11 protein-coding genes are annotated in these 14093 nt (G+C 40.5%); 6 read left to right on the top strand and 5 right to left on the bottom strand.

The genetic code is table 11. The features are described 5' to 3' along the window. Positions 1-225 precede the first annotated feature (225 nt). The 5 genes from MMG00_RS04010 to MMG00_RS04030 form a co-directional block, all read right to left on the bottom strand. Entirely contained in the window at positions 226-1194 is a 969-nt protein-coding gene (locus MMG00_RS04010) for a DUF481 domain-containing protein (RefSeq protein WP_242151737.1), read from the bottom strand. A gap of 196 nt (positions 1195-1390) precedes the next feature. Next, positions 1391-2155, bottom strand: a complete 765-nt coding sequence (locus MMG00_RS04015) for a methyltransferase (protein ID WP_242151740.1) — start codon at positions 2153-2155, stop codon at positions 1391-1393. A gap of 285 nt (positions 2156-2440) precedes the next feature. After that, entirely contained in the window at positions 2441-3199 is a 759-nt protein-coding gene (locus MMG00_RS04020; RefSeq protein ID WP_242151742.1) for a class I SAM-dependent methyltransferase, read from the bottom strand. Between the two features lie 145 nt (positions 3200-3344). Next, positions 3345-3848 (bottom strand): lysozyme inhibitor LprI family protein, encoded by a 504-nt coding sequence (locus MMG00_RS04025; protein ID WP_242151746.1) that lies wholly within the window; start codon positions 3846-3848, stop codon positions 3345-3347. A 71-nt stretch (positions 3849-3919) separates the two neighbouring features. Beyond that, positions 3920-4438, bottom strand: a complete 519-nt coding sequence (locus MMG00_RS04030; RefSeq protein WP_242151750.1) for a LemA family protein — start codon at positions 4436-4438, stop codon at positions 3920-3922. 913 nt (positions 4439-5351) lie between these two features. Here MMG00_RS04030 and purE point away from each other — a divergent pair. The 6 genes from purE to purM all read left to right on the top strand — a co-directional run bounded on the left by purE (position 5352) and on the right by purM (position 14023). Next, a complete protein-coding gene (gene purE, locus MMG00_RS04035) occupies positions 5352-5846 on the top strand; it encodes a 5-(carboxyamino)imidazole ribonucleotide mutase (protein WP_242151752.1) in 495 nt (164 codons plus the stop codon). 5 nt (positions 5847-5851) lie between these two features. Beyond that, positions 5852-6970 carry a 5-(carboxyamino)imidazole ribonucleotide synthase gene (gene purK / locus MMG00_RS04040; RefSeq protein ID WP_242151755.1) on the top strand — a complete coding sequence of 373 codons (1119 nt, stop codon included), beginning with the start codon at positions 5852-5854 and terminating at the stop codon, positions 6968-6970. Between the two features lie 20 nt (positions 6971-6990). Next, a complete protein-coding gene (locus MMG00_RS04045; protein ID WP_242151758.1) occupies positions 6991-10722 on the top strand; it encodes a phosphoribosylformylglycinamidine synthase in 3732 nt (1243 codons plus the stop codon). A gap of 24 nt (positions 10723-10746) precedes the next feature. Then, entirely contained in the window at positions 10747-11472 is a 726-nt protein-coding gene (gene purC / locus MMG00_RS04050) for a phosphoribosylaminoimidazolesuccinocarboxamide synthase (RefSeq protein WP_242151761.1), read from the top strand. Further along, positions 11473-12855 carry an amidophosphoribosyltransferase gene (gene purF / locus MMG00_RS04055; RefSeq protein WP_242151764.1) on the top strand — a complete coding sequence of 461 codons (1383 nt, stop codon included), beginning with the start codon at positions 11473-11475 and terminating at the stop codon, positions 12853-12855. Between the two features lie 157 nt (positions 12856-13012). Beyond that, positions 13013-14023 (top strand): phosphoribosylformylglycinamidine cyclo-ligase, encoded by a 1011-nt coding sequence (gene purM, locus MMG00_RS04060; RefSeq protein ID WP_242151767.1) that lies wholly within the window; start codon positions 13013-13015, stop codon positions 14021-14023. Positions 14024-14093 lie beyond the last annotated feature (70 nt).

Below are 14093 nucleotides of genomic sequence, written 5' to 3' on the forward strand. Positions count from 1 at the left end.
AAATGCTGGCACATCGACTATTAACAGTAAGAGATATGTTCTATCCAGCATTTTACAAGCACTGTTTAATAGGTGCTTTTATAGATTGATGTAAGGCTTGCGGAAATGTTTCATGTTTTTGCTAAAATCCCGTGTCAGCGATTTAAGACTTGTTTTTCTATTGATAGATTGGATATCGACCAATACGAATACGATTAAAGTCAGGTGATAATCATTAAAGTGTCACTACCACTGGTAACCAATGCCAAGGGATAAACTTCTATTTTTAGAATCTCCCCGTTTTGCTTTTAAGCGCTCATATTGAAAGCCCGTATTAAGGGAGAGGGAATCGGTTAGTTTATAGGCAAGAGTCGCGTTAAGATTGAGATCTAGAGTGACATCTTGGTTAAAACTTCGGCCCACAGTCCCCGTGCTTGAAAACTTAAATTGCTGATTAAAAAGGTATTGCTGGTAATCCCATTTAAGAGTTATTTGGGGGTTTTGTGTTTTATCCCCTTTTTTATAATGCAGTTCTTGATAGTTTAAAAGCGTGGTTAAGGAAAGACTTGAGCGAGCATTATCCCAAACCTGCCAACCGGGCCCTGCACCCACAAGAAGATTTTCGCGAATATCTTCCACCCAATCATATTGATAATCAACGGAGCCTTGCCAGAAGAAATTACGAGTAAAGAAGCGGTCGACGGAGTAGCCTGTATTATAGTAATAGCTCTTTGTTTTATCGTTATCTCGTTTGCGATAAAAATTACCCGAAAAGCCATGTCGCCATAAACCATGTTCTAACTTGTAGTTACCTTTAAAGCGGTAACGTGTTGTCTTCGAGCTATCGTGGTCAAAGTTTGCACTGAGATCAACATTGCCGGAGTGCTTAAGGGCTTGCGCTTTTAAAGTGGCGCCATTAACTTTCGCAACGACTAATTCCTTATTAAAAGGAATCGATTTTGGGATTCCATGGCTTTTAATAAAAAGCCGATCTTCAGCCCCTTTTCGGGAAATATCATAAACGACCTCAGTGGCGGGAATACTCTCTGTAAATCGACTCTCTTTCACAGACATCGGCGCTTCTAAGGAAAACTGCACGATATTGCGACTTTTAAGTTTTAAAGTACCCGCATAATCCGTTTTAACATGAACGGTATTATCCTCAATTAAGACAATTTTGCCAGAGATACGATCCCCATTTTGAAGAAAAATCACATCCGCTTGTGCCACTGCTAAAAGGGAGAGCAGTAATGACCATCGCAGGCATTTATAGGGTAAATAGCTTGACTGATTGGAAAGGTGCACAGGATTTATCTCACGAGTAAGAGGTATTGATAATCATTCTTTACGAAAATACAGGATAGGGCTTCAATGATGCAAAATCAATTCTTTCTTGTGATCGGTGATGATTTTAGATCTTCTCAAGTACCCAGTGTAGATAGCGTGCATGGGGCAGATATTCCGCTCTTTCAGAGTATTGAAGCTCCATTTTTAAATGATCCTCTTCGTTAATGCGATTGCGAGCTTCAGGATTCATAAAGTCATAATAGGTGCGAATGCCACTCTTTTTGAGGATCTGGTAATCGCTTTGTAAAAGCCTCTCTAAAGCGCTGGGGGCAATGGGGGAGATCGGGGTAAACCCACCTTTCTCACCACTAAAGTTCCCTCGTTCTACGTAGTGAAAGTTCCCCCGGATGAGATTGTGGTAGATTAATCCTTCGCGGTTATAAAATAGCAGGGAGAGTTTTCCCCCCTTTTTGAGAAGAGGTTTGATGATTTCAAAAAAATGGGTGGGTTCAGGGAGCCATTCTAGCATCGCATGGCAAGTAATAAGGTCATATTGCGGAAGAGGGAGCTCGGGGAGTTCTTCTAAAAAATGATGATGAAAGATTCCTTCTAACTCTTTTTCTTTAAAGCGGTTTTTAGCAAGCTCTAACATCTCAATGGCAGGCTCAATCAACGTTAAGTGATGTCCTTTTGCGGCTAACATCGCGGCAAATTGTCCTTGTCCTGCACCAATATCTAGGATCGTTAATGGTTTTTCATGAAGGTTAAGTGCTGCAAAATCTCGCTCTAAAATCGCTAAGCGTAGTTTTCCCTTAAATGAATCATAAATATTGCGCGTAAATTTAGGGGAGAGAGCATTAAAAATGGGCGTATCAGAGGATTGAGTCATGATGGATAGTTAGTATGTTTGTTGAAGAGGAAAAAGGTCAAGGGCTAAAATCGATTAAACCATTCTAAAGGGTTAATCAATTGAAGAAACAGTTCCCAAAATAGATGAACAAAGCTTTTTCGAAAGCTTCTACCGGTTACGAATGTTTTAATGCCAGCAATGATAAAAGCAATTATCGCCGCCATTATGAGGAGTAAGAGCAGAATAAGAGGAATAATGATGATGTATCCCCTAGATAATATTCCTCTTTATTTTGATGCTTCAATAGTTCAAGTATTTTAGTGATTATTTAGTCGCAATTACCGTCAATGTATCTGTAGCATTAGTGGGACTTTGTGTTTCATCATAATTGGCAATGATTTGAATGGTTTTAAAACCCGTTCGTTGAAGGAGCAGGTCAATTTCTTGCAATCCTAACCATTTGAGCCTAAAGCATTCGAGCTCTGTTTCAACGAGTTGATGATCTTTCCATACCTCATAGCGATGATAAGTTGTTGTCACTTGATTGAGATGATCAATGGCAGATTCTGTCATTGTTAGAGTGATTTTTTCTTGTAGATCAACCTTAAATTCTCGAACTTGTGTCCGTCCTACTTGGAAATCTGGCTGCAAAAAAAGATCAAAAATAAGCATGCCTTGCGGTAATAGATGTTGATAAAAGTTATCAAGCGCTATCTGTATCTCGCTATTATCAGTCATTAGCAAAAAAGTCCCTGAGGGGATGATAATTGCGGAAAATTTCTCATCATAGTGAAAATCACTAAAACTTGCTTGATAGACTCTTGCAGGATCCTCTTCGTGCTTTGTAAGATTTTCTTGGCAGATAGTAAGCATTTGTGGTGAGAGATCAAAGCCTTTTACATCAAAGCCACTTTTTAATAGCGGGATTAATAAACGACCTGTTCCCACAGCTGGTTCTAAGATCGGGCCTTTAACTTTAAGCTTTTTAAGGCACGCTTCATAAAATTCAATATCTCCAAATGAAGTGCCAACAGGTTTATCGAGTTGATACACTTTTGCTGATAGCGATTGATAACTATCCATATGTAAGCTCCTATTTATTATCGTAAAATGGGTTTAAAAGTCACTTAATTAGATTGCCGGCGCATTGTCTATGAGAAGTGCAAGAGCCGTATTGTACGCATTTATGGAGATAAAAAGAAGCGTATAAAAAGAATGACAGAGATCATTATAGCGGCATTTCTAGAAGGGAAGTTGCATCAAGGCGAACTTCCTCAAAATACTCATTTAATATTTGAAGGCGCTTATGTGAGTAATTTTGCCGGCATTGAAGCTCTAGGATATTTTTAGCAGTGCCGCGAGAACTCATTTTAAGGACAACTTGGCACTCATTTTTCACATACTGCTGCCATAGCACTTGTGATTTGATAAGTTCTTCTTTAACGACATCATAAGGCATCTCAAAATTATCATAATAGGCATCTTTATATTTATGAGCGTAAAACTCGCTACTTTGCTGTAATAGCTCTAAAAGCCTTTGATAACGCTCTTTTAATTCACTTTCGATTTTGTCTAGTTTATCTTGCTCACAAAAGGTTTGAGTAGAAATAGAAAAATCCGTTTCACAGTTATAAGATGGGAATGCTTGTGCCATTGCCCCTTGACTAATCAATAGCTGCATCCCAAAAAGAATTAATAACAGATATAAATTGTGAAAGAGTCGTTTAGTCAAAACCCATAAGCTCCTTATCATAAGTGCTACACAGTATATTAATAGATTCCAATAGCGCTAAAAAACTACCATTAAATACGATGATACGTTGGATATTGTAAAATATCTGCAAGCATAGACGCTGGGAACTGTGAGATCAGCTCTTTATAATCATGAACGGCATCGTTATAAAAGGACGCTGATTCATCAATATTACGGTTGGTAATCTCCACTTTTATCCAAAGCGCATTAAGTTCAGCATGATCTTTAAGTTCTACATGACTTAAAGAGCGGCGATGAAGCTTATTGAGTTTATGTCTTAAGAGTAAAATACTATGAATGCGCTCCTCAAGTGAGCGAGGTCCTTGAGAATTGGTAATAATCTTAATCTCTTCAAATAGCTCTGTTTCATCTCGTAAGACTTTTTGCGTAATAGCAATCACCGGAGCTGAGCGTGCGATAAGCTGCGCTTGTAAGTTCTCAACATCATTAAATGCGGTATCACAAAGCCGGCGCGACTTTCTCAGTTTTTGATAGTGATAAAAAAAGAGGTAAAGAATCAGCGCACTAAAGAGTGCGGTAAATATGATAGTAAGAGCCGTGTTTGTCATATTGTCGAGTTAGTGGATTATGATCATCAAAGTATAGAGAAAGAATATAGAAAGCGTAATAGATGGTGCTATTAATAAGATAACTCATCTATGAATATTGAATCATATTGTGGTTTAAAATTGTATCTATAATTTTAAAGGGGGCATTTTAAGTAGCGGCTATCTCTCTTTAAGTTGTAGTAAAAGGTGAAATAGATATACCTTTTGGCGTGGTTAGAGTTATTTGAGGGACCGATCCTATATATTTATATGATATAGACTAATTTAAATCTCAGCGCATTGACTATTAATAATAAGACAATATGTCCTATCTGGCATCTTGCAAGTATTGCTTAATAAATACCTTTATAGATTTATATAAGGCTGGAATATTTCGTGTTCTTTCTAAAGTCTCGTATCAGTTATTGAAGATTTTTTTTTCTTGAACCGAATTTATAGTGATTTCCAAATAAAATCAGAGGTCAAAATTTATTAGTTAGTCATCCTCCTAAAATAGGTTGATGAGAAGCTGGGTCGAATGCTTGCATGCTTTTAGAAATTACATGCCAGCAGTTTTAAGCCTTTTTCAGTTCGTATCGGAATTTAATACGTAATAGCTATACTATAAAAAATGCAGAGAGTATAAGTAGGATTACTTAAAGTTTTACGTTCTTTTTTAAGAGGGGATCATCATCATTTATTATGTTGCTATTGATCGGTAAAAAGGATGGCTTTTTAGAAAGTATCTTTGGCTAAAAAATCTTTTATTATCAACTGTCTTGAGAATGGTTTTCATTTAAATAAAAGGGCAATAGTTAGCCAAAAAAGAGCAGAAATGCTATTGACTAAAATCAAGGTTCAATATAGAATCAGTCACTCAAAGCCGGCATCTAGCTCCGGTTGATATCTATCTATTTGTGGATTGAATTTCTCAATGAAAAAACAGAAAGTCGCCATTATTATGGGAAGCAAAAGCGATCTGCCAACAATGCAGAATGCCGCTGACATGCTAAACCAATTTTCCATCTCCTATGACATGAAAGTTGTATCTGCACACAGAACGCCAGAGCATATGATTTCGTTTGCTTTAAATGCAAAAGAAGCAGGCTTTGACGTGATTATCGCAGGTGCAGGCGGTGCTGCGCACTTGCCGGGGATGGTTGCATCCTTAACGCCACTGCCGGTGATTGGTGTACCGATTAAGACCAGTACACTCAGTGGTATTGATTCCCTCTATTCCATTGTGCAGATGCCAGGTGGCATTCCTGTTGCAACGATGGCAATTGGTGATGCAGGCGCTAAAAACGCCGGATTGTTTGCAGCACAAATTTTAGCCCTAACAAACGATGAACTTAATGATAAGCTCAAGGCATTCCGTAAAAATCAAACCGAGAATGTTTTAGCTGATAGCACTATAGAGGAGAGATAGTCATCATGCACATTTTACCCGGAAAAACGATTGGCATAATTGGTGGTGGGCAACTAGGTAAAATGTTAGCAGAAGCAGCAAATAGGATGGGATACTATGTTATCACCTTAGATCCTGCTTCAGATGCGCCGGCAGTCTCGGCATCTCATGGACATATTGTCTCGGGCTTTTCAAATGAGGAAGGGTACGAAACACTCATCTCTCGATGTGATGTTGTCACTTATGAGTTTGAAAATATCAGCGCCGCGCTCGTTAAAAGATTAAATGGGGAATATCACAATATTCCGCAAGGGGAATTACCGCTTTATTTAGCACAAAATAGAAAACGCGAAAAGGCTGCTTTAACGAAAGCAGGGCTTCCTGTTGCGCCTTATGTTGTGCTTGAAGCGGTGGAAGAAGAGATTCAAAACGCTGTTAATACCCTTGGTTTTCCTTTTGTGGTGAAAACCCAAGAAGGGGGCTATGATGGAAAAGGGCAAGTGGTTGTGAGAAGTGATGCTGATTTAGCAAAAGTCGCAACGCTTTATGGCATCCCTTGTGTGGCTGAGAAGTTTATCCCTTATGATTGGGAGTGCTCGATTATTGGCACACGCTCAATTAATGGTGAATATCGCCATTTCCCCATTGCCGAGAATTGGCATGTCAATAATATTCTCTTTAAGACAACCGCTGGCGGTGAAAAAGTAACGCCTCAGCTTGAAGCGACCCTCAATGAGATGCTTAAAACCTTTATGGAGACACATAACATTGTGGGAACGTTGGCAATGGAAGCATTTGTGGTAGGGGAAACCGTTTATGTGAATGAGCTAGCGCCAAGACCTCATAACTCAGGACATTTCACAATTGAAGGTTGCGCCACAAGCCAGTTTGAGCAACATATTCGCGCTATTTGTGGTTTACCGCTTGGTGAAACAACGCTCTTACAGAAAACCGTGATGTTTAATATCTTAGGGCAAGATAAAGAATTTTTATTTGATTATATCCCAAAGATGTCTCCAGATGCGCATCTTCATCTTTATGGGAAAAAAGAATTTAAGAATAACCGTAAAATGGGTCATGTCACCTTTACGGGTTCAAAAGGGCTCGAATCTTTTGAAAAAGCTATGACTGACAGTTTTGTATAAAATGACACTCAAGGATTCCAATGAAACGCAGATTTTATATTGAAAGTACGCCGAACTATTCAACTGAAGCTAGTGCCTTATTAAGAGAGCTTAAAACAGCGCTTAATATTCAGACATTAACAAAAGTGCGACTTATTCAAGTATATGACCTTTTCGATTTGGCTGATAAAGACCTTGATAAGGCGCGTAGTGTTTTAATGCAAAAAACGCGTGATCATGAAATTGAACCAGCTGTCATGATGGCAGAGCTTAAGAATATGCCCCATTTTGCGATTGAATGGCTACCAGGGCAATATGATCAAAAAGCCTATAGCGCAGAGCTTGCTCTTAAAATGGTTGGCGCATCTCACAAAACTCAAGTCTCGACATCTCTTCTTTACGGCTTTAACCAAGATCTCTCTTCTGAAGATCTTCAAAAAATTCAAAACTATCTCTTCAATCCCATCAATTCCCGCTTAAAAGATCTCTCTCTTGAAATTAACGACACCCGTTTTGTTGATACAAGAGCGCCTAAAGCCGTGGAAAAAGTCAAAGACTTCATTCATATGACAGCTTCTAAACTTGCAGAGTTCAAGTTGCAGATGGGGCTTGCCATGGAATTTGAAGATTTAGAGCATATTCAAAAATATTTTAAAACAGAAGGCCGTAATCCGACCGAAACTGAGCTTTTAGTATTAGATACCTATTGGTCTGATCATTGCCGCCATACGACTTTTGAAACATCGCTTGAATCTGTTGATTTCTCGGCAAGTCAATTTCATGAGCAGCTACAAGGGGCTTATGATAATTACTTAGCGCTTCGCCGTGAAACGGGCATTGAAGCTCGCCCTGAAACATTAATGGATATGGCAACAGTATTTGGTCGTTATCAGCGTAAAACTGGTGAACTTGCGGATATGGAAGTGTCTGATGAAGTGAATGCGTGTTCTGTACGAGTCAAGGTTGATGTGAATGGCGTTGAAGAGCCATGGTTATTAATGTTTAAAAATGAAACGCATAACCACCCAACAGAGATCGAGCCTTATGGCGGTGCGAATACTTGTGTGGGCGGGGCGATTCGTGACCCATTATCAGGCCGTGCGTATGTTTATCAAGGCATGCGTATCACAGGTGCTGGTAATATCTTAGAACCTGTATCTGAAACTCTTCCTAATAAATTGCCGCAACGTAAAATAAGCCGTGTTGCAGCATTAGGTAATAGCTCATACGCAAACCAAATTGGTGGAACTACCGCATTTGCAAAAGAGTATTTCCACCCAGGATTTGTGGCAAAACGCATGGAGCTTGGCGCTGTTGTAGGCGCTGTAAGAGAAGACTTTGTCGTTCGTGAAAAGCCAGTTGATGGCGATGCGATTATTCTTTTAGGTGCTAAAACAGGTCGTGATGGCGTGGGCGCCGCAACGGGATCTTCTAAAGTGCAAACTGTAGAGACTGTTGAAACTGCAGGAACGGACGTCCAAAAAGGTTGCGCAAGTGAAGAGCGCAAAATTCTTCGTCTCTTTCGTAAAAAAGAAGTGACAACGCTTATTAAGAAATCTAATGACTTTGGTGCCGGCGGTGTATCTGTCGCAATCGGTGAGTTAGCAGATGGCGTTTATGTCAACCTTGATAAAGTCCCTACAAAATATGCAGGGCTTAATGGCACAGACTTAGCGATCTCTGAATCGCAAGAGCGTATGGCAGTTGTAGTGGCGGCGAAAGATGCGGCAAAATTTATTGAATATGCTAAAGAAGAATCAATTGAAGCAGTGATTGTTGCGAAAGTTACCGAAGATCCACGTTTAGTGATCGAGTGGAAAGGCGAGAAAATCGTAGATATCGCAAGATCATTCTTAGATACTAATGGTATTCGTAAAACAGCGACAGCAAAAGTCGTGGATAGTAATGAACCATCGCCACTTTTACAACGTGTAAATAGTGATGATGTGGCTAGCGCATGGCAATCACTCCTTGCGGATATGAATATTGCGAGCCAAAAAGGGATGAATCAGAACTTCGATTCAACACTTGGTAGATCAACAGTCCTATTACCATTTGGTGGTAAATGCCAAGCAACACCTTCGGAGGCTTCCATTCAGAAGATCCAAGTCGAAAATGGTGAAACACAAACAGCCGCAATCTTAGCACATGGTTATAACCCTTATATCGGAGAGTGGTCACCGTTTCATGGCGCTGCTTATGCGGTGATTGAATCATTGGCTCGTATTGTAGCAACGGGTGGAGATCCTAAAAAAGCCCGTCTCTCTTTCCAAGAGTACTTTGAGCGTCTTGATGGCGTGCCAGAGCGTTTTGGTAAATCGGTTGCTGCACTTTTAGGCTCAATTGATGCACAAAAAGCCTTTAATGTGCCAAGTATCGGTGGGAAAGATAGTATGAGTGGAACGTATGAAGATATTAACGTTCCACCAACATTAGTCTCATTTGCGGTGACAACCGTAAAAACAGAAGATGTACTTTCACCTGAGTTTAAAGAGAGTGGCGATTATATCTACCTTCTTCCTGTTAAAGAAGAAGTGACAGGTCGCATCCCTTATGATGAGATCAAACGTAACTTTGAACTGTTCCAAACGCTTAATGCTCAATATCACATTGATGCTGCAATTTCAGTGCGTCAAGGTGGCGTTGCTGAAGCATTAGCTGCAATGAGTTTTGGTAACCGAATCGGGGCAAATATTGAGAATATCTCTTCTCATGATCTTTTCCGCCCGCAATATGGCGCATTTGTTATCACAACCCGTCAAGCATTGCCGGCATCAGAAGATTACATCGCAATCGGGACGACATTAAGTGAATATCGTTTTGATTATGGGCAAACAACGATTTTAGGCTCAACGCTTCAAGCTGCTTCTGAAGATCGTTTTGAGACGATCTATCCGATCTATCAAAAGAGCGAAGGATTTGTTGATAAGATTCAAAAGGCGGACCTTAAAGGCACCATTAATCGCTTAGAAGTAGCAAAACCAACAGTATTTATCCCTGTGTTTGAGGGTACGCATAGTGAATATGATGTTGCTAAAGCCTTTGAAAAGGCAGGAGCAAATGCCAATGTTCAGCCACTTGTTCTGCTTTCAGAAGCAGATTACACAGCTTCTATTGAGAAATTTATTAAAGGCTTGGAAGCTGCCGAAATCTTCGCACTTGCTTCAGGCTTTGCAAGCACAGAAGAGCCCGCAGGCACAGGATCAACAATGGCACTCTTCTTAGAGCGTCCAGAGATTAAAGTTGCTGTTGAAAACTTCATCAAAAAGGGTGGCTTAATCCTTGGTATTAATGCTGGATTCCACGCATTGATGAAAACAGGATTACTTCCTTATGGGGAGTTCCGTGATAATAGCGAAGCGATCTTAGCGATGAACCATCATGGTGAATTCAAAGCGCAAATGGTGACGACAGAAGTTGTGAATAATGCTTCACCATGGTTTGCAAATGAAAGCGTTGGCGATCAACACGTTTTACCATTTGCGGCATTAGAAGGTCGTTTAGTGATCTCAGAATCGATGTTTGAAACGTTAAAAGCAAATGGTCAAATCGCCACGCAATATGTGGATCATAAAGGGCGCGCTACATTAGATAGCACCTTTAACCCAGCCGTTTCAGGGTTTGCAATTGAAGCAATCACAAGCCCGAATGGTCAAATTCTTGGGAAAATGGCGCACTCAGAGCGTTATGAAGCAGGATTATTCCTCAATATCCCCGGTAATAAAGCGCAATCAATTTTTGAAAATGCAGTGGCATTTGTCACTTCTAAATAACCCTACGAGCAGAAGGTATTAAACATGTCAGAATTACGCAGTGAATTGTTATACGAAGGCAAAGCAAAGCAGATCTATAGCACGGATAATCCTAATGAGGTTTTAATCCACTACAAAGATGATGCAACAGCAGGTAACGGCGCGAAGAAAGCTCAGTTTGAAGATAAAGGGGTTTTAAACGCTGCAATTTCAACCATGATTTTTGATTATCTCATTGAAAATGGCATCAAAACGCATCTCATTAAACAAGTGAATGACCGAGATGTGCTTTGTGAGAAGATTGATATCGTCTTATTAGAAGTGATCATGCGTAATATCGCAACGGGTTCACTTACAAGTCGTTTAGGGATTAAAGAAGGTACAAAGCTTAATCCGCCAATCTTAGAGTTCTGCTATAAAAAAGATGAGTTCAATGATCCATTAATTAATACAGATCACGCACTCGCACTTGGCTTAGCAACAGAAAAAGAGATTGAGACGATTTCAAACGAGGCTCGTAAAACCAATCAACTCTTAATCGCACTTTTTACAGAGATTGGTATTGAGCTTGTGGACTTTAAAGTAGAATTTGGCCGTAATCCTGAAGGCAAAATCGTCCTTGCGGATGAAATCAGCCCAGATACATGCCGCTTATGGGATGTTGAAACGCACAGCAAGCTTGATAAAGACCGTTTCCGCCAAGATTTAGGTAACGTGATTGATGCTTACCGTGAAATCCATAAGCGTTTACTCGCTCGCAAGGAGAAATAAGTGTTTGCGGTTATTGGAAATCCAAATGCCGCTTCTCTGACATATTACGGGCTGCATAGTTTGCAGCACCGTGGTCAAGAAGGTGCAGGAATCTCCGTATTAAACGCTAATGGCGATATTAATACGATTAAAGGGGAAGGTCTTTTAACAGACGTTGTCTCTGATCCTGCCATTCTTGGTAAGCTTTCGGGAAGTTATAGTGTCGGACATATCCGCTATCCATCAAATGGCGCAAAAGGCTATGATAACGTTCAGCCGCTCATGATGAAGATGAGTGATGAGAAGTTTGCCATCGCTTATAACGGCAATATTACGAATACCATTGCGCTTCGTAGCGAACTAGAAGATCAGGGAAGTGTATTTCACGCTTCCGGCGATGCTGAGATCTTAGTCCATCTAATGCGCCGTAAAAAAGGAGCATTTTTAGATCGCTTAAAAGCTTCTCTTTTAGAGTTAGAAGGCGCATTTAACTACTTTATCCTTCATGATAGTGGCGTTTACGCCGTTCGTGATCGTAAGGGGATTCGCCCCCTTTGTATCGGGAAGTTAACTGATGGTGGTTATGTCTTTGCTTCAGAAACTTGTGCTTTAGGGATTGTCGGTGCTACTTATATTCGTGATGTGATGCCGGGCGAGATCGTTTATGTGGAAGATGGCAAGATTATGTCCACCTTCTTCACAGATGATTGTCTTCATGCGATCTGCTTGATGGAGTATGTCTACTTTGCACGCCCAGATAGTGATCTTGAAGAGCGTAATGTCCATAGTTTTAGAAAGCAGAGCGGGATTGAGCTTTATCATGAATCCCATGTAGATGCCGATATGGTGATCGGGGTTCCCGATTCTTCGATCTCTGCGGCAACAGGTTATGCAGAAGCAGCCGGCTTACCAAATGAGATGGGACTCATTAAAAACCGTTATGTTGGGAGAACCTTCATCAAGCCAACCCAAGCCCTTCGTGAGCAAGGGGTTCGCATGAAGCTTGCACCGATTCCATCGGTGGTGAAGGGCAAACGTTTAGTCGTGATTGATGATTCGATTGTACGTGGAACCACGAGCCGTAGAATCGTGCAGATGCTTCGTGATGCCGGCGCGACAGAGATTCACATGCGAGTTTCATCACCGCCCATTATGTATCCATGCGTTTATGGCGTTGATACCTCTCATCGTGAAGATCTCCTTGCTCATCAACTCGATCTAGAAGAGATGCGTCGCCATATTAAAGCCGATTCATTAGAGTTTTTAAGCCGAGAAGGGACCGTAAAAGCCCTCCAACGCTCAAAGAGTTTAGGCCCTAATTGTGGTGTTTGTATGGCTTGCTTTACTGGTGAGTACCCCACGGATTTAAGTGCTGAAAGCTTTAAAAATGGTAAGCAAGCATAAACGGTATTATCCATAATATTGGTAGTGATGGCATTATAGAGATATCAGGTTCATTCATAAAACTCATCAAAGATCGTTATATGAGTGAATCCTACAATTAATATTGAAATAGCTGTTGGAATCCATTGAAGACAGCAAGATTTTAAAGGAAAAGAGCATGAGTGATGCATATAAAAAGGCAGGCGTAAACCTTGAAGCGGGTTATGAGTCTGTTGAGCGTATAAAAAAGCACGTTGCGAGCACAATGCGCATTGGTGCAATGGATATTTTTGGGGATTTTGGCGGATCATTTGATCTTTCAGAACTCAACTATAAAAAGCCCGTATTAGTATCAGGCACCGATGGTGTTGGTACAAAATTGAAACTCGCTTTTGAGATGAATATCCACGATACAATCGGTATTGATGCCGTTGCGATGTGTGTTAACGATATCTTAACGCAAGGCGCTGAGCCGCTCTTCTTCTTAGATTATATTGCTTGTGGTAAGAATGACCCAGCGCAGATTGAAGCGATTGTTAAAGGCGTTTCGGAAGGTTCTAAAATGTCAGGCGCCGCACTTCTTGGCGGAGAAACAGCTGAAATGCCGGGTTTCTATCAAGATGGCGAATATGATATTGCCGGCTTTGCGGTAGGCGTTGTGGAGAAAGATGAGCGTGTTACCAAAGCGAATGTCAAACCAGGCGATAAAATCATTGGTTTACCATCAAGTGGCGTTCATAGTAATGGTTTCTCATTAGTGCGTCATATCATTAAAGAGCAAGGTTTAGATTTCCATACAACCTATGAAGGCTTTGATAAACCGCTTGGCGAAGTGCTTTTAACGCCAACAGAGATCTATGTGCAGGAAGTATTAGCACTTCTTAAAGAAGTTAAGGTAAATGCAATGGCGCATATCACTGGCGGCGGTTTCTTTGAAAACGTGCCAAGAATGCTCTCTGGTAATTTAGGGGCAAAGTTTGATCAATCAACATGGAAAAAGCCCACAGTATTCCCATTCTTGCAAGAAAAAGCAGGAATCTCAGATAAAGAGATGTTCACAGTCTTTAATATGGGCGTCGGTTATATGATCGTTGTGGATCCTTCAGTTGCAGACAGAGCGCTTTCACTTCTACCAAAGGCGTCATTAATTGGTGAAATCACTGAAACCGGTAAAGTTGAAATCGAATAGTATTCATCATCTTTATCATCATATTTGTTAAAGAAGATTGAATGAGTAAGCCTTACTAGATAAGGCTTAC

It is taken from the genome of Ignatzschineria rhizosphaerae (assembly GCF_022655595.1).
Taxonomy (GTDB): domain Bacteria; phylum Pseudomonadota; class Gammaproteobacteria; order Cardiobacteriales; family Wohlfahrtiimonadaceae; genus Ignatzschineria; species Ignatzschineria rhizosphaerae.

Coding starts and splice junctions, on each gene's coding strand:
- MMG00_RS04015 (WP_242151740.1), bottom strand. CDS start 2,155: ATGACTCAATCCTCTGATACGCCCATTTTTAATGCTCTCTCCCCTAAA.
- MMG00_RS04020 (WP_242151742.1), bottom strand. CDS start 3,199: ATGGATAGTTATCAATCGCTATCAGCAAAAGTGTATCAACTCGATAAA.
- MMG00_RS04030 (WP_242151750.1), bottom strand. CDS start 4,438: ATGACAAACACGGCTCTTACTATCATATTTACCGCACTCTTTAGTGCG.
- purE (WP_242151752.1), top strand. CDS start 5,352: ATGAAAAAACAGAAAGTCGCCATTATTATGGGAAGCAAAAGCGATCTG.
- purK (WP_242151755.1), top strand. CDS start 5,852: ATGCACATTTTACCCGGAAAAACGATTGGCATAATTGGTGGTGGGCAA.
- MMG00_RS04045 (WP_242151758.1), top strand. CDS start 6,991: ATGAAACGCAGATTTTATATTGAAAGTACGCCGAACTATTCAACTGAA.
- purC (WP_242151761.1), top strand. CDS start 10,747: ATGTCAGAATTACGCAGTGAATTGTTATACGAAGGCAAAGCAAAGCAG.
- purM (WP_242151767.1), top strand. CDS start 13,013: ATGAGTGATGCATATAAAAAGGCAGGCGTAAACCTTGAAGCGGGTTAT.